A 23,868-nucleotide genomic window follows, 5' to 3' on the forward strand; every position below is an offset into this window, starting at 1 on the left:
CAAGCAGCAGTACCAATGATTTTTTCAATTTAAATTCACCTAGATAATCAGGATTATTTTAAAAGAATCTGGTCAGACTGCTTTACGTCAAGCACTTTACTGCCCTTTCCATTTTGGCTAAATGCTCTGACCTTTACCGTGCCCGTGACCTGAACAGGCCCGGCGTAAACAGGTGATTCAATACTTGGTTCGGTACCATCGGTAGTGTAGCGGATCACCAATCCTGGAAAAGCCACATTGGCTTTCAGTGTGCCTGCTTCAATGATGGCTCCCGGAGGAGCAATTCTATAATTGTACTCCCCAAACCAGGCATCAATTTTTGAGAATTCATTTTGCCCAATGCTGTTGGCCAGCGCACTCCAACCAGACATGATAGATTTGTTGCGTTGCTTGATGTCGGCTTCTTCCTCCCAAGCCGGTGCCTGCGCCCAAGCTTTTTCGGCATAGGCGAACAGTTTGGAGGCCGTGTAGTACTCCATCATTTTGGCACCCTTTATTGTCTCACTCCACAATTGAGCCTGGATACCCACGACATTTTTGCGGTTTGCGACTGGCAGCGTTTGCTTGCCTGGATAGCTTGATTCGGTGGGCAGTAACCTGCTGTAGGTATCGAAATTGGCTGTTTTATAAACATCATAAGGCGCCATCACATACGGGTCGATTGCATCTTGAAAACCTCCCCAGTACAAACCGGTTTCTTTTGGATCCAGATCATAAGCCAAATCGAAATAGAGGTTTGTGACATTACACAAGATCACTGGATACCCTGCATTTGCGATTCGATAACCCAGGTCAATGTTGTCTCCGGTATTATCCCAAACTAGAGGTAGGATGTTTTTCCCAACAAACTTTGGATTGACCGTGGCATTGTTTGCGCTGTCTTTGTTCAATACGATCTCTTCCCAGCCGGTCACCTGCAGGTCATACTTTTCAAAAATCGCCATCGCCTTTTCCAGGAAATACCCCTGTAACTGTCTGGCGTCCTTGATTTCGGGTAAGGATTTCATCAATTCGATGCTCAAGGGCGACTTGGCCCAGGCACCGTTGGGAACTTCGTCACCCCCAGTATTGAAGACAGTCATTTTCAATCCGGCTTCCTTGTACATGGCCATGAAATCTTTGACCACTGTTTCATAAAAATGATAGACCGAGGGAAGCGCCACGTTGACGATGTTGTCCTTGTACATCTGGGCAGAGAGGTATTCTGACTTATCATCGGGATCGATCAGCCGGAATTCATTGGCCTTTTCGGGGTCATTCTTAGCCATGTAGAAATCATACCTTGCTTCCATGGCCATGATGGCAGCTCTCGCATGGCTAGGGAGACAAACTTCCGGAATTACCTGGACATGGCGTTTTTGGGCATATTTGAGTATTTCCTTAAAATCTTCGCGGGTGTAATACCCTTTTCCATAATTGTTTTCAGAGTCGGGATTCGGACCTGAACCAAAAGATGGAGTAAGCCAGTTTTTGGAATCGCGCGTGTGACCCCGTTTGCTCCCGACTTGGGTGAGCTCAGGCAAGCCATTGATTTCAATGCGCCAGCCTTCATCCTCTGTAATTCTGATGTTCAGTTTGTTGATTTTGTAGGCGGAAAGCAAATCGATCAGTCGCAATACATCCTCCTTCTGCTGAAAATTGCGCGATACGTCGAGGAGGAAACCACGATAGGCAAACCGTGGCGCATCTTTAATTTCAACACCCGATGCAAATACACCACTGGAATCTTTGTCAGCCCACAACAGGGAAATAAGGCTTTGTACACCATAAAATACACCGGCAGCATCGGTGCCCGAAATCTGGATCGCATGATTTTGTTTTACTGAAAGCTGATAGGCTTCAGCAGAAACTCCGGCAACTGTCACTGGCGCGAGACTCAGTTCAATGGCGTTAGGTACGGTTGCTTTACCTTCTACTAAATTCAGGCTAAATCCGAAAAGCTTTTTTACAGATTCCTTCAGGATCTGTGCTTCGTTTTCGAGTCCTTTTTGGTAGGCGATAACGGTGGCCTCATTGACTTGTACCTTCCCGGCGGATTGCACCATGTTCGCCGGAGTTGGAATAATTTTCCCTGTTTTCTCCTTCGGAATTACAGTGATTTCCTGATTCTTGAAGTACTGGTTAGCAGCCGTTGGAACAATCGATTGGATATCAGGATTAGGGAAAAGTGCCTGCAGGTTATCCAAAGGGGCGGTCGTAAATGTTCCAGGCAAAACCACCTGCTCGTTTTCCTCTCCAAGATTACTAACAAAGTACGCTCCTACTGGCAAGTCACCATTTTTGATCATAAAGCCCACATAGGAGTAGTTGATATTGATAGAATCACCCGGGCTAAGTTTGAATTCCTTACCAGGTAAAAAACGATACAAATCACCATTGACGTGCTCCACAACCCCATTTAGCGAATCAGGCAATTGTCCTATCCGCAAGGTGGCTTGGTTGAAATACAAGGCCCAATTACCGGAGTTGACATCAGATTGGCCATTATTGATAAAAGTGAATTCAGCCCGGCAGGTATCTTGAAGAGTATTCTCTACAATGCGCCATTTTACGGCAAGATCCGAAAGGGAATCAAAATTGACCTCAGAATTACGGGAACAGGAAAGCAATGAAATTGAGGCAAATAAACAGAGACACAGACGACTGAGGAAGAAGGTATAGTTCATATGTTGATCTTTTTTTCTTTTTGGTCACATTCCGCGAAAATCTTTGTTTTGCAAAAAAACAATAGATTCTTAAGTTGCGTTAACGTTAACGCGAATATATGGAAGCGCCTACCACTTTTCAAACACATTCCTGATGAGTATCAAAAAAATAGCAGAATTGGCAGGTGTATCCATTGGTACAGTCGATAGGGTGTTGCATGGGCGTGGCCGGGTTTCGGAGGAAACCAAAGAGAAAATTGAAAAAATAGCGCTTGAGATCAACTACAAACCCAACCTGATGGCAAGCTCCTTGTCTAAAAAGCGGAAAGCTACCGTCGCTATCCTAATACCTGACCCTGCTGAGGATGAGTATTGGCAACAGGCCTGGACGGGAATAGAGAGTCTATTGACCAAAGCAGAAAAACAGGGCCTGGAAATCAAGAACTACTTTTATTCCCTTGACAACCAGAATCTGTTTAACCACTTTGCAAAACAGATCATACTTGAGAAGCCTGATGGACTGATTCTGGCGCCAAATCATCCAGAAAGCTGTTCCAATCTTCTCAACGAATGCGCAAAAGTGTCCATACCGGCAATTCTGTTTGACAACCAATTGCCGGGCTTCAACCAGTTGGCCTTTATAGGTACTGACCTGCGTCAAAGCGGTATCCTATGCGCACAGCTCCTGGAAATGATTACCCATCGGCCAGGAAGTTTTGCCCTGTTTCACATCGACTCCCCTAGTTCCAAAACACATGACATGATCGAGAAAGAACTTGGGTTTAAAGAGTTTTTGGAATCCAACCAGTCAAATCGATTGGTCCAAAATTTTGCAATTGATACGCAACAGGATTTGGAGATCCAATTGGATGCTGCTTTCCAACATGACATTGCGGCTTGCCTGGTCAGTACCTCCAAGACCTGGCTTGTGGCTGAATACCTTCAGAAAAGGAATCGCAGGGACGTTAAACTTATTGGATTTGACCTGATTTCAAAAAATATCGAATTGTTAAGAGGGGGCTGGATTGATTTTTTGATCAATCAAAATCCCGAGCGGCAGGCCCGAAAAAGCCTGAACCGCTTCATCAATTATTTTGCTTTTGGGGAGACGATCCAGGAAAAGGAATATCTGCCTATAGAAATCATTACGAAAGGCAACCTTATCTCAGTTTAAACCCTGCAACATAGTAATCTGGATCAATTATTACATCCGTTTTTTGCTCAACCTCAAGGACTTTCCATTGGGTAGAGGAATTCAGTCGAATGACCTTTTCACCCAACAACACATCCACCGGCATGGTAAATCCCACGATACAATTGCCCCAGCGGTAATTCAAGGTCTTTTCATCAGAATAATAATACTCCAAAACCGGAAGTCTTTCGTCTCTCAGGTATTGATCGAAAATCGGCTTCAAATCCATTCCAAATGCCTGAGAAATATAGCTTTCCACCTGCTGCGTAGTCACCGTCTGATGGTAAAACTCCTGATTGAGTCCTCTTAAGATTTGTCTCCATTTTTTGTCATCCTGTAGAATCTCCCGAAGCATATTGAGCAGATTGCCGCCTTTGTAGTACATATCTCCCGAACCCCTCTGATTTACCCCATAGGTGCCGATTATCGGAATGTCGTTGGCGATGTTCATCCGGGTGCCCCGAACGTACTCTTGTCCAGCCTCCTTGCCATAATGGTATTCCAAAAACAAGCTTTCCGAGTAATTGGTAAAGCTTTCGTGAATCCACATATCCGCCACATCCTTGTAGGTAATGTTGTTGGCAAACCACTCGTGTCCAGCCTCGTGGATGATGATAAAGTCAAACTTCAGGCCCCAGCCAGTGCCACTGAGATCACGTCCACGATAGCCCATTTGGTATCCGTTGCCATAAGTGACAGAGCTTTGGTGCTCCATTCCTAAATATGGAGCATCGACGAGTTTAAACCCGTCTTCATAAAATGGATAAGGCCCAAACCAATGCTCAAAGGCCTTGATCATGCGTCCAGCGTCCTGAAAATGGACTTTGGCCTTTTCCAGATTTTCTTTCAGGACAAAATAATCCATGTCCAGCGTGCCTTTTTCACCGGCATATTTCTCTCCAAAATGTGCGTAATCTCCGATATTGATATTCACCCCATAATCATTGATCGGATTAAGGACTGACCAGTGAAAAGTGTCTGTGATTTGCCCCATTTCGATGTTGACCAAGCGCCCATTGGAAATATCCATCAGGCCTTTGGGTACGGTGACGCTGATCATCAGGCTGTCCACTTCATCAGCTGGGTGATCTTTGGATGGCCACCAGATGCTGGAACCGATTCCCTGATTGGATGAAGCAATGAAATGATTTCCATTGGAATCTTTGGACCAGGTGATTCCTCCATCCCAAGGCGGGCGAATGGCCTCTTTGGGTTGGCCTTCATAACTCACGATCAGTTCCTCGAAGCTGCCGGGAACCTGCTTTTTCTTCAGGGTCACCCAATGAACTGCCCCTTCCCTTTTGAAATCCAGTAGCTCTCTATCCTGAACTATTGAGGTGATTTTCAAGGGTTCCTGAAGGTCAAGCTGTAAAAGCTGGTATTCAGAAACAACTTTATATCTAATTGTATTCGAGCCTTTTATGGATTTGTTTTCGGGAAAGATTTTTACAGCTAATTGGTAGTGATTCAAATCCCACCATTCCCTTTCCGGCGTGATGCTACCGCGGAGCGAGTCTGCATGGGAATATTTCTTCTGGGAAAAAGTAACAAATGATATCAGCGAGAAGACTAATGTGAAGGGAATCCGAAGAGAAAATTTCATTGATTTTTGCGGTAGTTCTAGTTCTGGGTTGCCAAATTTTCCAAAAAAGTTGAGCAATGCAAACGTTAGAACATCAATGGAACCCAGCGAAGAAAAAAAGCCACCTGATCTAGGTAGCTTCTTTTCGGTTAAATTCGAATCTGATCTGGTTTAAGAGCTCTTATCTCCATCGTGAAAAACTCGGGAGTTACCTTTTTTCATAAGCGTGGGACCTCCTTTTGAATCATCAATTACAATGATAGCTCTCTTGAGATTTTTGACTTTTTCGTCTTCAATTGTGCCAGAATACATCACGCCGAGTACTACAGAGTTTGATCCCACCGTCGTGGTACTTCGCCCATACACTGTAAAATTATTTCCTGATCCTGAAATGACAGCGGATTCGCTTTCATCACGTTCTCCGGAAGCAAGTCCCACAAATCTGATACTGAAATCCTCTTCGTTAAAGTAAGAGAAAGTAACGTTATAAGTAACAAACGCCGTGTTTGAAGGGACGTCACCGGTGATGTTGGAGCGGAGCATCAGATTAGGGATCATGAAGTAAGTGCCTGTCACATCCGGCGGCGTGTTCCCTGGGAAGACGTCCATTCCGAGATCTTTCACCGTTTGGACAAATTCTGGTGGAATTACGTTGTTAATTTTGGCTTGGTTATCAGGCCCTTCTTCTACTTCGGCGCATGAAGCTAATCCGAGAACTAAACAGAGGAATACGAAAACTGGATATTTGGTGTGCATAGCGTGAAAAGGTTTAAGTTTTTTTATTCATCGCTACAAATTCAAATAGTCATCAATCCAATTGACAAAAGTTGAATGACAGGAACTTACAAGTTGGCCATTCTCGGAATTCGGTCGGGATGTTTCCCTGTTTCGCTTTAGCTCCCAGAAATGAGTTCTGCCAAATTCACGTTGACCCCTCCCCGTCTTTTGCTTTCATCTGCCGCTTCCATAAAGGCATAGATTTCCAGAGTTTCTCTCGGATCGATGGGCACTTTTTTTGTCCGGAAAAAGTCGGCGATTTGGATTGCCAAAGGCTCATATCCTTCAAAAGGACCGAAAAACAGATTTCCTTCAGTGCCAAAAGCAGTTCCTCCGTAGTCATGCTTTCCGTTTCTCATTCCCCGGAATGTCCCGATTCTGCCGTCTTTCCAGATTCCCACTACTACTTCCTCATCTGGAGTTGAAAATCGGGTCACCGATTCACAGCCTGTTCCCATGGCTGTAAACAGAATTTCCACTCCGTGAATGCCGTACCAAAACAAATCCGGATGGCTGGGTTCCAAAGTCGCCGGACTGAATGCATCACAGGAAAGGACTTTCCCGATTTTGTTTTCGTGGCGGACAGCATGAACATTCTTTTGATAGCGAAGGGAAGAGGACGAAAACATCGGAACACCTGCAGTTTCCGCCTCCTGATAGATTTTCAATGCATCAGCAAAAGACCCTGCAACCGGCTTGTCAATGAATACAGGCTTTTTGGCTTTGAATACCGCTCTGGCTTGCTCTAAATGGGGTTTCCCGTCATTGGTTTCGAGAAGGACCACATCTACTTTTTGTAGCAAAGCTTCAATCGAATCCACGATTTCTACTCCAAATTCTTTTACCTGATCGATGTAACCGGGTATCCTGTCCATGCTGGATTTGATATCCCTGCTACCGTATGGATAGGCTGCCACTACCCGAAAACCAGCCAATTCAGGCTTTGGATTTTCTGCGTTGAAAAGCTTGGTAAAAGCGGGGGCATGGGAAGTGTCCAGTCCGATGATTCCGATTTTGATTGGATCTGCTTGAGTTGTTGCCAGCAATGAAAATGGCAAAGAACTCAAGCTAGCAGCTGCTCCGATTGCTGTGGTTTTCTTTATAAATGATCGACGGGATGATTTCATAAGTAGTTGATAATAAAATATTTGTTGCTAATTATTGGATCTTTGAATTTAATACGACGATTGTTTTTTCCTCTAAATGCTGTGGACTGCTGACAGTGGACCGTTGACAAAAAAACTACACCTTAAAGAAAATCTTCTTTCGATACAGAAAATACAAGAACAGCCAAACCAAAGCCAAAGCCCCCAAACTTTCCATCACCGGCATCCAATTTTCACCCAAGGGTTTGTAAAGCCCCTCAAACAAAAGCCTGGAGGTATGCCTGAAGTTGACAAAACGGTAGATCATGTAAATCGTCAAACTGTTCATTCCTACCACGACAAAGAAGAAAGCCCATTTCTGGAACTTGAGGATGTCAATGACCAGATAAAACATGGCAAGGGAAAGAAAGGCCAATCCGGAAGTCAGCATAATGAAGGAACTCGTCCACATCCGCTTGAAAATCGGGAAATGCATGTTCCAGACCAGGGCGATGGCGACGCAGACTAGGCCCACTACTACCAGTTGTTTCAGCTTCTGGCTTTCGGATAAAGTGGATTTTTTCAGGATTTCTCCGGCGAAACAGCCCAAAATGGTCAGGCAGATCGCTGGAAATGTGGTCAGAATGCCAAGTTCATCAAATTGGCCCTGAAGGAGCCTCCCTGGCAGGAAAGTCCGGTCAAACCAACCGACCAAATTTCCTTCAAAACTCAAATCACCGGCTCCAAATCCGGGAACAGGAACAAGGAAAACAGCTGCATAATAGAGCAAAAGAATACCTCCGACAATCATCAGCCGCTTAACTGAATCGAAATTGAGGTACAGTACTACCGTGACAAATCCGGCGATTCCAATCCTACCCAACACACTTCCCAGTCGGATCTGCTCCCAGTCGAAGAAAGGAAAAGGTGCATTTTTATCCAGCATACCCAAGCCGATCAAAATCAGCATCCTGACGAATGCCTTTCTGTAGATTTCCTTTTTGGAAGCCTTTCCCTCCATTGCTTTTGCCAGGGAAAATGGAATGGAAACTCCTGCTACAAAAAGGAATAAAGGGAAAATGAAATCGTAGAAAGCAAATCCCACCCATTCAGGATGCTCAAATTGTTGGGCAAGTCCATCAACCCATCCCAGATTAGTTTTTCCCTCCAGGCTTTTGAAAAAAGCATCCGCACCGCAAATCATCAACATATCGAATCCACGAAGGGCATCGATTGAAATTAAACGCTTGGATGTTTTTAACTCTCCAAGGGTTTTGGAATCCGTGGAGAGTTGGATCAGGGGTTCAGATTCCATGGCTATTTAGAGTTTGGGTTCCCAGCCTTTTTGATATTCTCTACCCCAAAGTTTCATGGCATCCTTGTCTTTAAGTATCCTTCCTGAATTTTGGTCAATTTCCAGAGCTCTTCCAGTTCGGTAGGAAATATTGCCTAAATGACATAGCAACACACTCTTTTGAATTTCAGGATAAGGTGAAATCTGGCTTTCTCCCTTGTCTATCGCATTGATGAAATTGGTGAAGTGGGCGATATCCATGTCAAAGCCTGCGCCTTGTTGGTTCACGACGGTACTGCTGGTCGGATCGGCTGACTTGACCAGTTGGTTTTTGTTGTCGTAGATTTTGTAGGAATTGTTGAGGAGTTCCAAAGTGCCGTTTTCCCCATGGAAAGACACACCAGAACCCATGGCGTTGATGTCGCGTGCGTTGCAGCTTCGGCCTTCCCAAAGGATGGATTTGCCATCGGCAAAGTCAAAACTTGCGATTTGAGTGTCGGGAGTTTCCCAGTCATCCTGGTATTGGTATCGTCCCCCGCTGGAATAGGCCTTGATCGGGTAATTTTCCTGCAAGCCCCATCTTGCCAGATCCAGAAAGTGAACGCCGTTGTTGACGATTTCACCTGTGCCCCAATGCCAGAACCAGTGCCAGTTATAGTGAATCAAGTTGTCTTTGAATTCGGCCCGAGGTGCAGGGCCCTGCCAGAGTTCGAAATCCAGCCAATCCGGAATAGCAACCGGCTTCCCTTTGCCGATCGTTTGGCGAGTGTTGGTGTACCAAGCTCTTGCGTAATAGGCGCGGCCGATAGCCCCGGAATGAAGCTCTTTCATCGCCTCTTGTACTCTTGGCCAAGACCTACGTTGATTGCCCATTTGGACGATTTTTCCATATTTCTTGGTTGCTTCTACCAAAAGCTCTGATTCTGCGGGATTATGCGATCCTGGCTTTTCGAGATAGACATGCTTGCCTGCCTGAAGGGCCATGATGGATGCTGGAGTATGCCAGAAATCAGGCATGGCAATCGATACGGCATCAAGAGTTTTGTCATCCAATGCTTTTCTGAAATCTACCAAACCAGTCGGCAAAGTTTGCACACCCGATGTTTTGGCCAGTTCAATTCCTTTTTCCCTCGCTCTTGAATCCACATCACAGATGTATGCGATTTCCACATTTGGAATTTTTGCAAAAGCCTGGATATGCTGTGATCCCCGGCTGTTTACTCCGATTACGGCAACCCGGTATTTGTCTTTAAGCGGATATTGGGAAAGGATATTGAAAGAAAAAGCCGAAGAAACCGCCCCTAGACCCAGAGCTCCGGTAGCGGCTGTTTTGATGAAATTGCGTCGGTTGAGGTTATTTTTCATAGGACTAAGGTTTTTGACTTTGAGTTAATTCGGAGTGATTTCCAATCCGTCTTTAATGACTTTGTGCAGTTCAAGGCTTTGGTTAGGCAGTTGTTTGGCTAAAATCAAATCCGCTTTTTCTCCAATCTGAAATGGGTTAAAAGCGGTATCAAAAAGCCTTTGAGGGCGATTTGAAGCCATTTCCCAAGCTTCCGAAAGGGTTGCCAGGTTATTTTTAAGGAGGAAATTCACCCCCTGCATGATGTTCATCGCTGAACCGGCCAAGGTGTTGGAATTTCCATAGAGATGCAATTTTCTTTCCGGAGTCAGGGTGACTTTTCCGCCCACTGCAGCTTCGTAGTCTCCGGGAGGCATTCCGGCCAAAGCCACCGAATCGCTAACCAGCATTAGATTTGAGCCTTTGACTTTTTTGAAGACTTGGATCACTTCAGAGGGAAGATGAAATCCATCTGCGATGATGGTTGCAGCCAGATTTTCATCCGCAAGTTGAGACCAGAGATAATTCGGATGGCGTGCAATCATGCCGTGCATTCCATTTCCCAAGTGGATAGAAAGCTTTGCTCCAGCCTTGACAGCATCGACTATTTGGGAATGACTGGCATTCGTATGGCCAATGGAAACAAGAATACCTGCTTCCCTGCAATTCTCAATAAAGGAAACGCTTCCTTCCCATTCCGGGGAAAGGGTGATCATTCGGATTAATCCTTCGCTTTGGTCTATCCATTTTTGAAACAAATCCCAATCAGGAGCCTGCACAAATTCCCGGAAATGTGCCCCTCTTGGACCGTCCTCCGGAGAAATAAATGGCCCTTCGATATGGATTCCCGGAATACAGGATTGGGCCAGGCGGTCTTCTTTTCGAAGTCGCACAACCTGTTTGATCAAAGCTGAAACCTGTTCTGGTGAATTGGTAATGATGGTCGGAAAATGCGTGGTTACGCCGACCTCCAGTAGTTTTCGGGAGATTTGACCCAGGGCCAAAACATCTGTTTGGACAAGATTGTAATCTAGTCCGGCGTATCCATTGACCTGAATATCCAAAAAACCGGGTCCGATAAACACATCTTGTGGTAAGTCTTTTTCGGTTGGCAAAACAGAAACTATTCTTCCCTCGGAAATTTGAATTTCAACCTTATTCCCATCCAAATAAGATCGTCCCGATAGCATTAGGCTGCTTTCCATGTTCTGATTTTATGACCATAAACCGCATAGAAAACCAAATACATATAGCATGGGAACAAGATCCAATAAGCCATCCTAACATCGTACAAATCAGCTAGATATCCGTAAATCAAAGGCATAATGGCATTCCCACAAAGGCCCATGATCATCACCGATGCGCCCAGCTTGGTAAACCTCCCCAAACCGTCTAAAGCCAAAGGCCAGATTCCAGCCCAAACCAACGAATTGGCTAATCCCAACAAGACCACAAACCAAATCGAAACATCCGAAGTGATGCCAAGGAGGGTGACTTGACCTGAAGTGAAGATGATCAACAAGGTAAATACCGAACCTAAAAGCGTACAGATTCTTAGAATATTCACTTGCGAGATAACCTTTGGGATCAGAGAAATCCCGATCAGATAGCCCAAAATCGTAGATGCGAGCGTGTATGAAGGAAAAACCTTGGCTTCCATCAATCCAATCCCGAAAGAATTGGCATAGGCAATGACTGTATCGATCGCAATGACTTGGGTTCCTACATGAAGAAAGATTCCCACAGCACCTAAAATCAGGTGCGGAAACTGTAAAATCGAAGTTTTACCGGAATTTGCCTCGGCCAATTCGATGCTTTCGTGCTCTGTATCAATCTCCGGCAAAGGTGAAAACCGAACCAAGATTCCCAACGCTAGTAATACAGTTCCCACGACTGCATAAGGCACAATCACTCTACGGATTAACTCATCCAAGGCAGCATTTTTTTCTGCTTCCGCCATCGTTTCTAGTTGCTGGAAAAGCTCGGTATCCCCTACTCTCAGGATCACTGCTGCAAAGATGATCGGGGCCAATATCCCGGCTCCTTTGTTGAAAATCCCCATGACGGAGATCCTTTGTGCTGCCCGCTCCTTGGGACCCAAGACTGTTACGTAGGGATTGGCGGCAGTTTGAAGGACAGCAAGTCCTGTTCCGAGGGTGAAAAGTCCAAGCAAAAAAACCTCGTATGTTCTACCCATTGCGGCAGGGATAAAAATGAAAGCTCCCAAAGCCATGGCAAAAAATCCGAACATCATCCCCTTTTTGAACCCAACAGCTTTGAGCAGATAAGAGGAAGGAACCGACATCACCAAATAGGAAATGTAAAAGGCAAATGCGACCAGATAGGAATCGAAGTTGCTGAGGGTAAATGCAATTTTGAAATATGGAATCAGGATCGCATTGACCCATGAAACAAAGCCGAAAATAAAGAACAGAGTACCGATGATCCCGATCGAGATCCAGGTATCGCGTTGACTCAGGGATTCAACTTTGACTGCAATGGTTTTTGACATGGGTATTTTGGGTGATAAATCTTAGGCATTCATCCAGCAAATGAATACGAGGTCAAGATTTTGGGCTTTTTCTTCCAGAATTTAATTTCAAAAGGAATCAAAACTTTACCCAAAATCTTGACTAATCAGAATAAGTAAATACCAAATTATTCCCCATCAATCCAAAGAAATTCAGATCAATGGTTTGAAAGAAGGCTGGCAGAGGGTTGATCCAGAAACACCTGACAATTGGGGTGTGTTTGCAGAATTGATGCTGGATGAATGTTGGTGACCTCTCCTTTCATGCAGGCTTTCACAGCCTGAGCTTTTCTCAAATCAGGAACAGAGCAGATGATCGCTTTGGATTTCATGATCTGCCGGATAGACATACTTATGGCTTGAGTCGGTACAGCTTCAAGGTTTGGAAACCAACCTTCACCCAATTGCTGCATTCGGCAGGCATGATCAAGATTGACGACGAGGTAGGGTTTTTCTGTTTCAAAATCAGCAGGAGGATCGTTGAATGCCAGGTGCCCATTTTCCCCGATTCCCACAAAGGCCACATCAATGGGATGGGCTTGGATCTGGCTAGAAAGTCGCTCGCATTCCTTTTCGGGGTCTTTTTCCCCATCGATCAAATGGTAACTTTTGAGCTGCGGCACTTGATTGAAAAAGCGTTCCACCAGGTATTTTCGGAAACTGGCAGGATGGGTGATTGGTAATCCAATGTATTCGTCCAAATGAAATACGGTGACTTTGGACCAATCAATAGTTTTTTCTTCCAGAAGCTGATTCAGTGTTTCAAATTGGCTGGTTCCCGTTGCCAGGATGACATTGGCGGAGCCTTGGGCTTGGACGGCATGTCGGATGAGCTCTATTCCGGCTTTTCCTGCGTGCTGACCCATTTCGGCTGGATTTGGTGAAATATGGATATTCATTAGTTTGGATTAAGATAATTCTTCAATTCTAAAGGAAAAGTCACTTTGTAGGTCTTCATGGAGGGTTGCGATCAGTTTTTGGGCTTTGCCGAGTTGTACCTGAAAAAGGTTCTCAATCACAGGATGCCGATGATTCACATATCCGTACTCTTTCATTTGCTCACAGAAATATAGAATCAATTCGGCCTGATCCGCTTTGTTTTTGCTCAACTTAAGAGATTTGTTCAGTTTTCTCCGGATGGTTTGGGATGCTTTTTTAGCCAAATGATAATTCCTTGTATTGGCCGTTTGAAACGCTTCGTCCAATTCTGCTTTTACTGAATCCACAAACAAAAAAGGTCGATCCTTTTCATTGAGTTTGAAATATAGGAATGCCTTATTGTCCCTGCTGAATTTCGAAAGATCGATGATCAGTCCGATCAACTCTTTCTCGGAAAGGTAGCCAAGGTCTTTTTTGAGTTCGGCGAGTGAGGGGATTTCCATTGGATTCATGTTAGATTTCAAAGATATCGCTTGAGTTCAGAATCCTACAAGAAAAGAAATAGGTCCTTGACCTAAATCAAATTACTTCCAAAAAAGCTTTTAAACTCCTCGCCTGGCAATATTCTATTGAATAGAATCGGGTTAATAGCTAAGTTTAGAATCAGAACGATAAACCCGATGGAAGCTTACGGTCAAATCCTATTAATTGCCATGCCGGCCTTTTTTGGGCTGGTTTTGTTCGAGAAATTTTGGGGTATCTGGAAGGGATTAGATACAGTCCCGCTGAATGACATGATTTCCAGTTTGAGTTCTGGTATTACCAATGCCACCAAGGACGTCTTGGGTCTGAGTATCGCAGTCATTTCCTATAGCTGGCTTCATTCAAAGCTCGGTTTTTTCGAAATCCAGGCGACTTGGTTGGTGTATGTGATTGCTTTTTTCGCGTTGGATTTTGCGGGGTATTGGACACACCGGATTGCACATAAAAACAATTTTTTTTGGAACAACCATATCATTCACCACAGCAGTGAGGAATTCAATCTGGCCTGTGCACTTCGACAAAGCATTTCTCAGATTGTTAAGATTTTCGCGGTATTTCTGATTCCTGCGGCGATTTTTGGAGTTCCTCCAGAAGTAATAGCTATCGTGGCACCACTCCACCTTTTTGCCCAGTTTTGGTATCATACGCAGCATATTGGCAGAATGGGCTTTTTGGAAAAAATCATCGTCACCCCCTCCCACCATCGCGTCCATCACGCCATCAATCCCGAATACCTGGACAAAAACTACGGGCAGATCTTCATCTTTTGGGACAAATGGTTTGGAACCTACCAGGAGGAAATGAAGGAGGTGCCTGCGGTTTATGGCGTGACGCGGCCTGTACAAACCTGGAACCCCATAAAAATCAATTTCATGCATCTCTGGCTACTGATCAAGGACGCCTGGAGAGCTCAAAAGTGGTCAGATAAGTTCAAAATCTGGTTTATGCCCTTGGGCTGGAGACCGGAAGATGTTGCCAAAAAATACCCTGTGAACAAAATTCAGGACGTGTATCATTTTGAAAAATACAATCCACACCTGACCAAAGGAATGTTGATTTGGAGTTTTGGTCAGTTGATAGCGCTTCTTTTGATCTTAAGTTATTTGTTTGGAAATATAGCCACAATAGGTGCTCCGGGGATTTTCTACTATGGAGGCTTTGTCTTTTTGACGGTATTCGCCTACACCGAACTCATGGACCGGAATCCTCAAGCCTGGGCTTGGGAATTGCTCAAGATGTCGTATGGGATGTATTTTGTGGTTACTACAGGTGATTGGTTTGAAATGAATAAGTTTTTGCCTGGCTCGGTTTATATTTTTGTAGGGTATCTGGTGATTTCGGTTTTCTTTTCAGTTTGGTTTTCTTTTCGAAAAGAAAAGCTCCAACTCGCCAGCTAATTCACCCAACCCAATGAAAGAACTTCAGCAAATCATCCAAGCTTACGAAGTCTGTAAATATGAAAATCAAAAAGTGGCCTTGGCCACCGTGGTTAAGGTGGATGGATCGGCCTATCGCCGCCCAGGTGCCAGAATGTTGGTGACCGAAGAGGGAAATCTAACCGGTGCGATTAGCGGTGGATGCCTCGAAGGAGATGCGCTTCGCAAAGCTCAGGCAGTGATTTTTCAGCAAAAATCTATGCTAGTGACCTACGATACCACCGATGAGGATGATCAGAAATTCGGTGTAGGTTTGGGTTGTAATGGAATCATTCACGTACTGATTGAGCCCATTGATTTTTCAGATTCTCAAAATCCCATCGAATTGGCGAAGACTGCCCTATCAGACCGGCAAACTTCTCTCTTGCTCACCCTTTTTTCGATCAAGCATTCCAAATCTGAACAGATCGGGACAGTCCTGTTGGAAAAAGGGGATTTGAAAATGGGAAATTGGGAAATGAAGATCGAAAAGTCTGAACTGCTCGAATTGATCAAGGCAGAAACCGAGCAGTTTGAAGGAGCTTCGAATGAAATACGAACCTATCAGGCTCAGGATGACATTTCTATATTTTTTGAGGTTATCCGGCCAACTCCGCGGATTTTACTTTTTGGAGCAGGAAACGACACTATTCCATTGGCTAAAATCGCCGAAATCCTGGGTTTTGAGTTGGTTTTGATTGACGGAAGAAAAAATTTGGCAACTCCTGCCCGATTCCCTTCGGCAAAGCATATCATCCAAGGTGCCGCAGAGGATGTGGTTGAAAAGCTTGAAACTGACCTGAACACGGTTGCTTTGCTGATGACCCATAATTTTGAATATGAAGCCATTGTTTTGGAAAAATTGTTGAATTGCATGATTCCCTACATCGGTATTTTGGGACCCAAACGCAAAACTGAAAAGCTGATTCAAAGACTGGAAATAAAAGGCCTAAAAGTATGGACCGATAATATCTATGCACCGATAGGAATTGAAATCGGTGCAGAAACATCCGAAGAAATTGCACTTTCGATTTTATCCGAGATCAAGGCGGTTTTGAATAAAAAACAGCCTATTTTCCTTAGGGAAAAAGTAGGCCCCATACATGCAAAAAACTAATGACAACAGGAATAATCATACTTGCAGCAGGTGAATCAAGCAGACTTGGCTACCCAAAGCAAATTGCTAAATACAAGGATAAGACCTTGCTTCAGTTGGCAATAGATGCAGCAAATGGCTGCGAGGCACACAAACGTGTAGTAGTGCTCGGGGCCAACCGGGATGAAATCAAGAAGACTTTCCCGGGAGCCAGCATCCCCAATATTCCCAATCCCCACTATGAAAAAGGGATGTCTTCCAGCCTCAAAATCGGCATGGAATACATGCTCAAATTTGACCAACCGGATCAGGTGATTATCATGCTTTGTGATCAGCCTTTTGTAGATGCCAAGATTTTGAAAAAGTTAATCGCAACTCAAGAGAAAGAAAGAAATGGTATTGTGGCCTGTGCTTATTCTAAGACTATTGGAGTGCCGATTCTCTTTGGAAAAGCCTATTTTAAGGAATTGATGGAGCTGAAAGGTGATGAAGGAGCAAAGAAAATAGCTCAGGCTCACGAGGAGGATTTGGTGACCATCTCTTTTCCTAAAGGCAAGATAGATATTGATACAGAGGAGGATTTGAATGAATTGGTAAAATCTTAAGGCTGAATTCTTATTCTATATCCTTAAAAAACTCCTCCAAATCCAGCTTAAAACCTTCGACGGCAACTGATTCCACCACATCTCCTGAAGTCAGCAATGGAGACGGGACATATTTTCCGTTAGTAAGCGTATAAATTAGTATATCTTGATTTTCGGGATGAATGATCCAATACTCCCTGACACCATTGGACTCGTAGAGCTCATATTTGTGCTTAAGCTCAGTTTTACTATTTCCAGGGGACAAGATTTCTACAATCAGATCCGGGGCACCGATACAACCTCTATCATCCAACTTTTCCGGATCGCAAATCACACAGATATCCGGCTGTACTACATCGTGAATTTTATGATCTTCTTTTGAAACTTTTGGAAATCGAACGTCAAAAGGGGCTACATAAACTTGGCATTTTTGGCCTTCCAGAAACTGATAAAGTTTGGAAGCTAATTTCAAAGCAACCCGTTGATGAATTCGTTTTGGTGCAGCAGCAGCTTTTTTAAAAATTTTTCCTTTAATCAACTCAACCACCTCATCAAATTGCCAGGTCAAATAGTCCGCATACGAATAGTAGCCATATTCGATATCGGGCTCTTTTACAATATGTTGATTTTCAGATTCCATAATTAAATATACTAAATGAAGTAGTATAGGTTTACTTGATTTAAATCATTATGCGTTTTTCCGCAATTCTCCGATCACCTTTTTAACCCACTCAATAGTGAATTCAATATCAGCTTCAGTCGTATTTTTTCCCAAGCTAAACCGGATCGATGCCCTTCCCAAATCCGAGTCCAATCCCATCGAATGAAGCACATGGCTTGGCTTTGGTGAAATGGAAGTGCAGGCCGAGCCCGAACTTACCGCCACTTTTTGATTGACCTTTTTGAGCAGTTCCTCCCCTTCTACTCCACCGAATGCAATGTTGGTGACATGAGACAAGCGGTTTTCCTGACTTCCGTTCAGAAAGGTATCTGGAATTTCCAAAATCGACCCTTCCAGTTTGTTTCGAAGGGTTTCCAGCCGCTTTTCCTCCTGATTCATAACAGTAAGCCGGAGTTCTGCCGCCTTTCCAAAACCCACAATCCCCGGAACATTCAACGTTCCACTTCTCATGCCTTTCTCATGCCCTCCCCCGTGGATTTGTGCCAAAGGTTTGGGAAGATTATTGTTGTGTCGGACATAAAGTGCCCCTACTCCCTTTGGGCCATAAAGTTTATGAGCAGAAATCGCCATCAAGTGAATGCCCCGGGTGATAACCGGAATTTTTCCCGCTGCCTGTACCGCATCTGTGAAGAAGATAATATTCCTTGATCCCGCCAATTCCGCGATTTTTTGAATTGGGTGAATAATCCCTGTTTCATTATTTGCCCACATCAGGCAGATCATTTTGGTGTGGGGAAGAATGGCGTTTTCCAATTCATTAAAACCGATATTTCCTTTAGAATCAACTGGCAAAAAAGTAATCTCAGCTCCTTTTTTTTTAATTTCTGCAAAAGTATCGAGTACCGCCTTATGCTCTGTTTGACAAGTAATGTAATGCTGCTTTTCACCCAAATAGGCTTCAAAAGTTCCTTTGATTCCCAGATTTATAGACTCGGTAGCTCCTGAGGTGAATATGATTTCCTTGGCTTTTGCTCCGATCAACTGGGCAACTTTCTCCCTAGCTTCATCCACGGCATTTTCGGCAACCCAGCCGTAAGGGTGACTTTTGCTTGCCGCATTCCCGAAATGGGTGCCAAAATAAGGAATCATGGCCTCTATGACTTCTGGATCACAGGGAGTGGTGGCGTTGTAGTCAAGATAAATCGAATAGTTCATAGGCTTGAAAATAGTGTTTTCCTATTTCGGTTCACTTATAGAATTCAAGTAACTTGGTCGATTGACCCTTGAAGCTATGCAAGAAACCTGGACTTTTGAATTTCCATCTAACCAGAATTACGAAGAAGATTTAGTTTCTCTTCTGTCCGAAAAGGAATTGGAACTCGGAATTTTCCTTTCCTACTATTACAAAAAAGAAGGTGCTGTCGCCGAAAAAGTCAAACTCAAATCAGGGCCTAAATTCGATTCAAAAACTTCAGGCTCAATGGTTTTGGATTTTGATTTGGTGCACTTCAATGCTTGTCTCGCCATCCATGAGCAAGCCAGGGAAGAGATGAAAATCACGTTTGAAATTGATCCCAAAGATCAAAAAATTAAGCTGATCGGTGCATATTGGCCGAGTCGGGAGATGGATGAAATTTAGATTTTAGACTCAAGAAGCAGGATATAAGATTTGCAATAAAGGGTTAGTAGCTCCTTGCTTTTGGTTGCAAATCCTCTCAATTGAAGTATTTTTGGCCATCTATTTTACCTATGAAAGAATCTGCAGAATCACTGAATTTTATTGAACATATCATCGAAGAAGACTTGGCCAATGGCTTTTCGCAGGATAAGCTCCGTTTTCGTTTTCCTCCCGAGCCTAACGGATATCTGCATATTGGGCATGCTGCTTCCATTTGCCTGAATTTTGGTTTGGGGGAGAGATACAACGCACCTGTCAACCTCCGGTTTGACGATACCAATCCTTCCAAAGAGGAACAAGAATTCGTGGATGCCATTAAGCAGGACATTTCCTGGTTAGGTTTCCGATGGGCTAATGAATGCTATGCTTCCGATTATTTCCAGCAACTCCATGACTGGGCCGTTAAGCTGATTAAGGAAGATAAGGCTTATGTCGATCAGCAGACTTCTGAGCAGATTGCTTCGCAAAAGGGTACACCTACTTCTCCCGGAACTGACAGCCCTTTCAGAAATCGTCCGATAGCTGAAAGTTTGGACCTTTTCGATCGAATGAAAAATGGGGAGTTTCCGGCAGGAAGCTATGTGCTACGTGCCAAAATCGACATGGCTTCGACCAACATGCATATGCGTGACCCGATCTTGTATCGGATCATCAATTCGCACCACCACAGAACAGGGAATAAATGGTGCATCTATCCCATGTATGACTGGGCGCATGGTGAGTCGGATTACCTTGAGCAGGTCTCTCATTCTCTTTGTACGCTGGAATTTAAAGCTCACAGAGAACTCTATGATTGGTACATAGATCAGATTTATAATCCCAAACTTCTCAGACCGAAACAGCGAGAGTTTGCCCGTCGCAATTTGAGTTACACTGTGATGAGCAAGCGAAAGCTTCTCGAATTGGTCCAAAAGAATATAGTAACGGGATGGAATGACCCACGGATGCCGACAATTTCCGGTCTGAGACGGAGAGGCTACACTCCTACTTCCATCCGCAAATTCAGCGATTTGGCGGGTATTGCCAAGCGCGACAACGTGACTGACGTTTCTCTGCTCGAATTCTGTATCCGTGAGGATTTGAACAAATCCGCTACCCGGGTGATGGCCGTTCTTAATCCTGTGAAACTGGTGATCACTAACTATCCGGAAGGGCAAACTGAAACCCTCCATTTGGAAAACAATCCGGAAGAGGCCAACTCAGGGACGCATGAGGTTCCTTTTTCCAGAGAGTTGTACATCGAGCGGGAGGACTTTAAAGAAGACGGTGGCAAAAACTTCTTCCGACTTTCCCTTGGAAATGAAGTCCGTCTGAAAAGTGCCTATATCATCAAAGGTGAATCTGTGGTGAAAGACTACGCAGGGAATATTCTTGAAATTCACTGCACCTATGATCCTGATACGCGTTCAGGAAGTGGAACAGAAGCCAGCGAGCGAAAAGTAAAAGGAACCTTGCATTGGGTTTCGATTGGTCATGCGATCAAGGCTGAAGTCAGAGAGTACGATCGATTGTTTTTGGACGAAGCACCGGATGCACACGAGGAAAAAGGTTTCTTGGAATTCATCAATCCCAATTCTCTAAATGTGATCAAGGAAGCTTATTTGGAGCCTTTCTTGGCAAATGCCACCCTGAACGATAAGTATCAGTTTCAGAGATTGGGATACTTTACCTTAGATCCGGATTCCAAAGACGGTAAGTTGGTATTCAACAAAACTGTCGGATTGAAGGATACTTGGGCGAAGCAAAATACCCAAGCCCCGACTCAGAATCAGCCAAAACCTCAAGTTCAGACTCAATCACAAGGTCAAAAATCGGCTTTGAATGAAATTCAACAGATCGGAAAAAAACTCACCAACCTTTCAGGGGAAAAGCTGGAAACGGCGATGAATTCCATCCGTGAATTTGCGGCAGAAGTGACTTATGAAGAATTGGAACCGCTTTTTGACACGGCTGCCAAAAAAGTCGGAACGCGTATCGCGGCAATGTTGGCTTTGGGAGTATTGTTGAAAAAAGGCCAAACCAAGAATCAAGCGATTTTGGATTTTATTGATTCATGTAAAAATGATGAAAATGAGATTCTCCGGGCGGAAGCTGAGAAATTGGTGTAATTTAACTTACCACTATCTCTTTAGACCTGTCAGGTTTCAAAAACCTGACAGGTCTTTTTTTGAAACATTAAGGAAGTTGAGGAAATTAAGCGATCATCAAGTGAAAATGTTGCTTCCGGAGAAGCAGCATAACTCTTATATCGAATTACTCGCTGTCTAGCGTCTCCAGATGCTGGACTTTTTGTAAATACTATCCATGCTGCTTTCAGAAAAGGAGCATAGCACTAGCATCAAAATGCTCTTAATTTCTAAATGGTAAAAAATAAAAAATGCTGCTTCCGGAGAAGCAGCATAACTCATGACTCGAATTTCAAATATCAAATCTCAAATATCTAGGCTCTTCGAATCTCCAGTTTGATATCTGAAAATTCTTTCTGCTCAATAAATGGCTGACTCCTGAGCCTTCTTCCCGTTGCTGCAAAGATCGCATTGGCAATGGCACCGCCGGTTGGTGGTAGTGCGGGTTCGCCCAATCCAGTCGGATCAAATCCTGAATCCAGAAAATAGGTGTCGATTTCCGGAACTTCCTTCAGCCTGATTAAACGATAGGAATCGAAGTTTTTCTGTTTTGGAACTCCATTTTCAAAAGTCAGATTGGTAAACATCGCATGTCCCATCCCATCCACGATTCCGCCCCGCACTTGGTGATTTGCCCCAATAGGATTGACAACCATACCGCAATCGGTCACCGCTGTGATTTTTTTCAAAACAGGTGTTCCGCCTTGCATTTCGATGTTAGCAACTTGAGCCACGTAGGATCGATGTGAAAAATATACGCTTATTCCCTGCTTGACATCCGGATTTTTACCCCAATTGGACTTTTCAGCCACCTCTTTGGTGACGGCGATCATACGGTTAACATTATAATCTGTATTGCCGATCGGGTTGCTTTTTGCCTTTTCGTACAATTCGAGGCGCATCTGAACAGGATCCTTTCCGGCTTCTAAAGCCACTTCATCAAGAAAGCTTTGCTCAGCGTAGGCCAAGAAGTTCGTCACTGGAGCTCTCCAAGCATTTATGGTGATCGGGCTTGTGTGGACGACGTTCTCAATCAGGACGTTTTCGACAGCTCCGCAGGGGAAGTTATTCGGACGCGTTGAGTTCGCTTCATTCATTCCTACTCCTCTTAGCTTATATCCTATCATGTTTCCTTCGACATCCAAAGCTGCCTCAAAACGATAGCGAACAGCTGGTCGGTAGGCCCCACCGGTAAGTTCGTCTTCTCTGCTCCAACTAACCTTCACCGGACCATTGATTGCTTTTGACACATGAACAGCTTCTTCCACGTAATCAGCTCGCAATCTTCTGCCAAATCCACCTCCCAATCGGGTAAGCTCCACGGTGATGTTTTCCTTGGGAATTCCTGTGATTTCTGCAGCAGCAAGCCTTGCGCGATCCGGAGTCTGGGTTGGGCCGATGAGCTCAACCTTGTCAGCTTGTACATGGGCGAAGAAATTCTCCGGCTCCATTGGTGAATGCGCCAAAAAAGGACATTGATATTCTGCAACCACGACTTTGGCGGCACTTTTAAATGCCTGATTTACATCGCCATCGCTTCGTTTGACTTCAGCTTTTCCATTAGCCATCAGGTCCGTGAAAATCCGATCATGATCCGTAGTGCTTTCAACCGTTCCATCCGGCTCGTATTCTATCCGAAGCAGCTTTTTGGCTTTCATCAAAGGCCAGGTAGAGGTGCCGACTACAGCCACACTGGTACCAAAAGTGACCACATCCGTCACTCCTGCAACTGCTCTGGCGGCTGACTCGTCCACAGTTTTGATCTTCATCCCAAACGGTGCCCGCTGGATCATCGCGTGCTTCATTCCTTCACGATAAAAATCCAATCCAAAAAGTGGCTTTCCGGTGTACATTTCCTTTGTATCCACATTTTTGACCGGAGTTCCGATGATCTTGAAGTCCTTTTTATCCTTCAAAGTAACTTCCTCAGGTGCGGTCATCGCGGATGCTTCAGCCACAAATTCTCCAAAATGCCCGCTTTTTCCGGAGCCTTTGTGAGAAATGATCCCTTTCTCCAGGGTGATTTCTTCAGCAGGGACATTCCAGGTTTTGGCAGCTGCTGCCACCAATACAAATTTGGCTGTGGCCCCTGCTTTTCGGAGTATTTCCCAGCTGTGAGGCATGGCACCAGATCCGCCGGTAAGTTGTCGATCGTACTTTTCGGTATCCAAATTAGCCTGAACGACCCGTACTTTTTCCCAATCTGCCTCAAGTTCCTCAGCAACTACCATAGGGAAAGAGGTCTTGATATTTTGACCCAGTTCGGGGTTAGGCGAATAGATTACCACATCTCCTGAAGGAGAAATGGACAAATAGCTGTTAAATGACTTGGCTTGTGCAAGGATTTCTTCAGTGCTGATCACCTCAACTTTCGGGGAATCACAACTGAACCAATTAAATCCGATGACCAATCCTCCGACTGATGTTCCTGCAATTTTGAGGAAATCTCTTCTGCTTGCTTTCGTTAGAGTTGCCATG

At 44.4% G+C, this 23,868-nt stretch carries 19 protein-coding genes; 6 read left to right on the forward strand and 13 right to left on the reverse strand.

The window, feature by feature from the left end; all coding sequences use genetic code 11:
- Positions 1–53: 53 nt before the first annotated feature.
- Complete coding sequence (locus B0E43_RS12495) at positions 54–2,666, reverse strand: family 20 glycosylhydrolase (RefSeq protein ID WP_077350187.1); 2,613 nt, start codon at positions 2,664–2,666, stop codon at positions 54–56.
- 133 nt (positions 2,667–2,799) lie between these two features.
- On the opposite strand from B0E43_RS12495, the gene B0E43_RS12500 reads away from it, so the two are divergent.
- Positions 2,800–3,819 (forward strand): LacI family DNA-binding transcriptional regulator, encoded by a 1,020-nt coding sequence (locus B0E43_RS12500; RefSeq protein WP_077350189.1) that lies wholly within the window; start codon positions 2,800–2,802, stop codon positions 3,817–3,819.
- On the opposite strand, the gene B0E43_RS12505 is transcribed toward B0E43_RS12500, so the two are convergent.
- The 9 genes from B0E43_RS12505 to B0E43_RS12545 all read right to left on the reverse strand — a co-directional run bounded on the left by B0E43_RS12505 (position 3,806) and on the right by B0E43_RS12545 (position 13,829).
- Positions 3,806–5,440 carry a M1 family metallopeptidase gene (locus B0E43_RS12505; RefSeq protein ID WP_077350497.1) on the reverse strand — a complete coding sequence of 545 codons (1,635 nt, stop codon included), beginning with the start codon at positions 5,438–5,440 and terminating at the stop codon, positions 3,806–3,808. The genes B0E43_RS12500 and B0E43_RS12505 overlap by 14 nt on opposite strands.
- Before the next feature lie 150 nt (positions 5,441–5,590).
- Positions 5,591–6,043, reverse strand: a complete 453-nt coding sequence (locus B0E43_RS12510; RefSeq protein WP_139352753.1) for a hypothetical protein — start codon at positions 6,041–6,043, stop codon at positions 5,591–5,593.
- Between the two features lie 269 nt (positions 6,044–6,312).
- Positions 6,313–7,323, reverse strand: a complete 1,011-nt coding sequence (locus B0E43_RS12515; protein ID WP_077350193.1) for a Gfo/Idh/MocA family protein — start codon at positions 7,321–7,323, stop codon at positions 6,313–6,315.
- A 115-nt stretch (positions 7,324–7,438) separates the two neighbouring features.
- The gene (locus tag B0E43_RS12520; protein ID WP_077350195.1) at positions 7,439–8,596 is read right to left on the reverse strand and encodes an acyltransferase family protein; all 1,158 of its coding nucleotides are present in this window, start codon (positions 8,594–8,596) and stop codon (positions 7,439–7,441) included.
- 6 nt (positions 8,597–8,602) lie between these two features.
- Complete coding sequence (locus B0E43_RS12525) at positions 8,603–9,940, reverse strand: Gfo/Idh/MocA family protein (RefSeq protein WP_077350197.1); 1,338 nt, start codon at positions 9,938–9,940, stop codon at positions 8,603–8,605.
- Between the two features lie 24 nt (positions 9,941–9,964).
- Positions 9,965–11,122 (reverse strand): N-acetylglucosamine-6-phosphate deacetylase, encoded by a 1,158-nt coding sequence (locus B0E43_RS12530; protein WP_077350199.1) that lies wholly within the window; start codon positions 11,120–11,122, stop codon positions 9,965–9,967.
- Entirely contained in the window at positions 11,107–12,429 is a 1,323-nt protein-coding gene (locus tag B0E43_RS12535) for a sugar MFS transporter (protein WP_077350201.1), read from the reverse strand. Before B0E43_RS12535 ends, B0E43_RS12530 begins: the two co-directional genes overlap by 16 nt.
- Positions 12,430–12,605: 176 nt before the next feature.
- Complete coding sequence (locus tag B0E43_RS12540) at positions 12,606–13,346, reverse strand: glucosamine-6-phosphate deaminase (RefSeq protein WP_077350203.1); 741 nt, start codon at positions 13,344–13,346, stop codon at positions 12,606–12,608.
- Between the two features lie 9 nt (positions 13,347–13,355).
- Positions 13,356–13,829: a hypothetical protein gene (locus B0E43_RS12545; protein WP_077350499.1), complete on the reverse strand. Its 474-nt coding sequence runs from the start codon at positions 13,827–13,829 to the stop codon at positions 13,356–13,358.
- 177 nt (positions 13,830–14,006) lie between these two features.
- Here B0E43_RS12545 and B0E43_RS12550 point away from each other — a divergent pair, with 177 nt between their 5' ends.
- The 3 genes from B0E43_RS12550 to B0E43_RS12560 are packed head-to-tail and all read left to right on the forward strand — an operon-like array spanning position 14,007 to position 16,985.
- Positions 14,007–15,266: a sterol desaturase family protein gene (locus B0E43_RS12550; RefSeq protein WP_077350205.1), complete on the forward strand. Its 1,260-nt coding sequence runs from the start codon at positions 14,007–14,009 to the stop codon at positions 15,264–15,266.
- Positions 15,267–15,279: 13 nt separating this feature from the next.
- Complete coding sequence (locus B0E43_RS12555) at positions 15,280–16,401, forward strand: XdhC family protein (RefSeq protein ID WP_077350207.1); 1,122 nt, start codon at positions 15,280–15,282, stop codon at positions 16,399–16,401.
- Entirely contained in the window at positions 16,401–16,985 is a 585-nt protein-coding gene (locus B0E43_RS12560; protein ID WP_077350209.1) for a nucleotidyltransferase family protein, read from the forward strand. Before B0E43_RS12555 ends, B0E43_RS12560 begins: the two co-directional genes overlap by 1 nt.
- Positions 16,986–16,995: 10 nt before the next feature.
- Here the strand turns inward: B0E43_RS12560 and B0E43_RS12565 are convergent, their stop codons facing one another.
- Both B0E43_RS12565 and B0E43_RS12570 read right to left on the reverse strand, forming a co-directional pair.
- A complete protein-coding gene (locus tag B0E43_RS12565; RefSeq protein ID WP_077350211.1) occupies positions 16,996–17,604 on the reverse strand; it encodes a Uma2 family endonuclease in 609 nt (202 codons plus the stop codon).
- A gap of 48 nt (positions 17,605–17,652) precedes the next feature.
- Positions 17,653–18,801, reverse strand: a complete 1,149-nt coding sequence (locus B0E43_RS12570; RefSeq protein WP_077350213.1) for a cysteine desulfurase family protein — start codon at positions 18,799–18,801, stop codon at positions 17,653–17,655.
- A gap of 76 nt (positions 18,802–18,877) precedes the next feature.
- Between B0E43_RS12570 and B0E43_RS12575 the strand changes: the two genes are divergently transcribed.
- Positions 18,878–19,225: a hypothetical protein gene (locus tag B0E43_RS12575; protein WP_077350501.1), complete on the forward strand. Its 348-nt coding sequence runs from the start codon at positions 18,878–18,880 to the stop codon at positions 19,223–19,225.
- A 110-nt stretch (positions 19,226–19,335) separates the two neighbouring features.
- Entirely contained in the window at positions 19,336–21,372 is a 2,037-nt protein-coding gene (locus B0E43_RS12580) for a glutamine--tRNA ligase/YqeY domain fusion protein (protein WP_077350215.1), read from the forward strand.
- Positions 21,373–21,704: 332 nt separating this feature from the next.
- On the opposite strand, the gene B0E43_RS12585 is transcribed toward B0E43_RS12580, so the two are convergent.
- Positions 21,705–23,867 carry a xanthine dehydrogenase family protein molybdopterin-binding subunit gene (locus B0E43_RS12585; RefSeq protein WP_077350217.1) on the reverse strand — a complete coding sequence of 721 codons (2,163 nt, stop codon included), beginning with the start codon at positions 23,865–23,867 and terminating at the stop codon, positions 21,705–21,707.
- Position 23,868 lies beyond the last annotated feature (1 nt).

Source organism: Algoriphagus sp. A40, from assembly GCF_002002735.1.
Classification (GTDB): domain Bacteria; phylum Bacteroidota; class Bacteroidia; order Cytophagales; family Cyclobacteriaceae; genus Algoriphagus.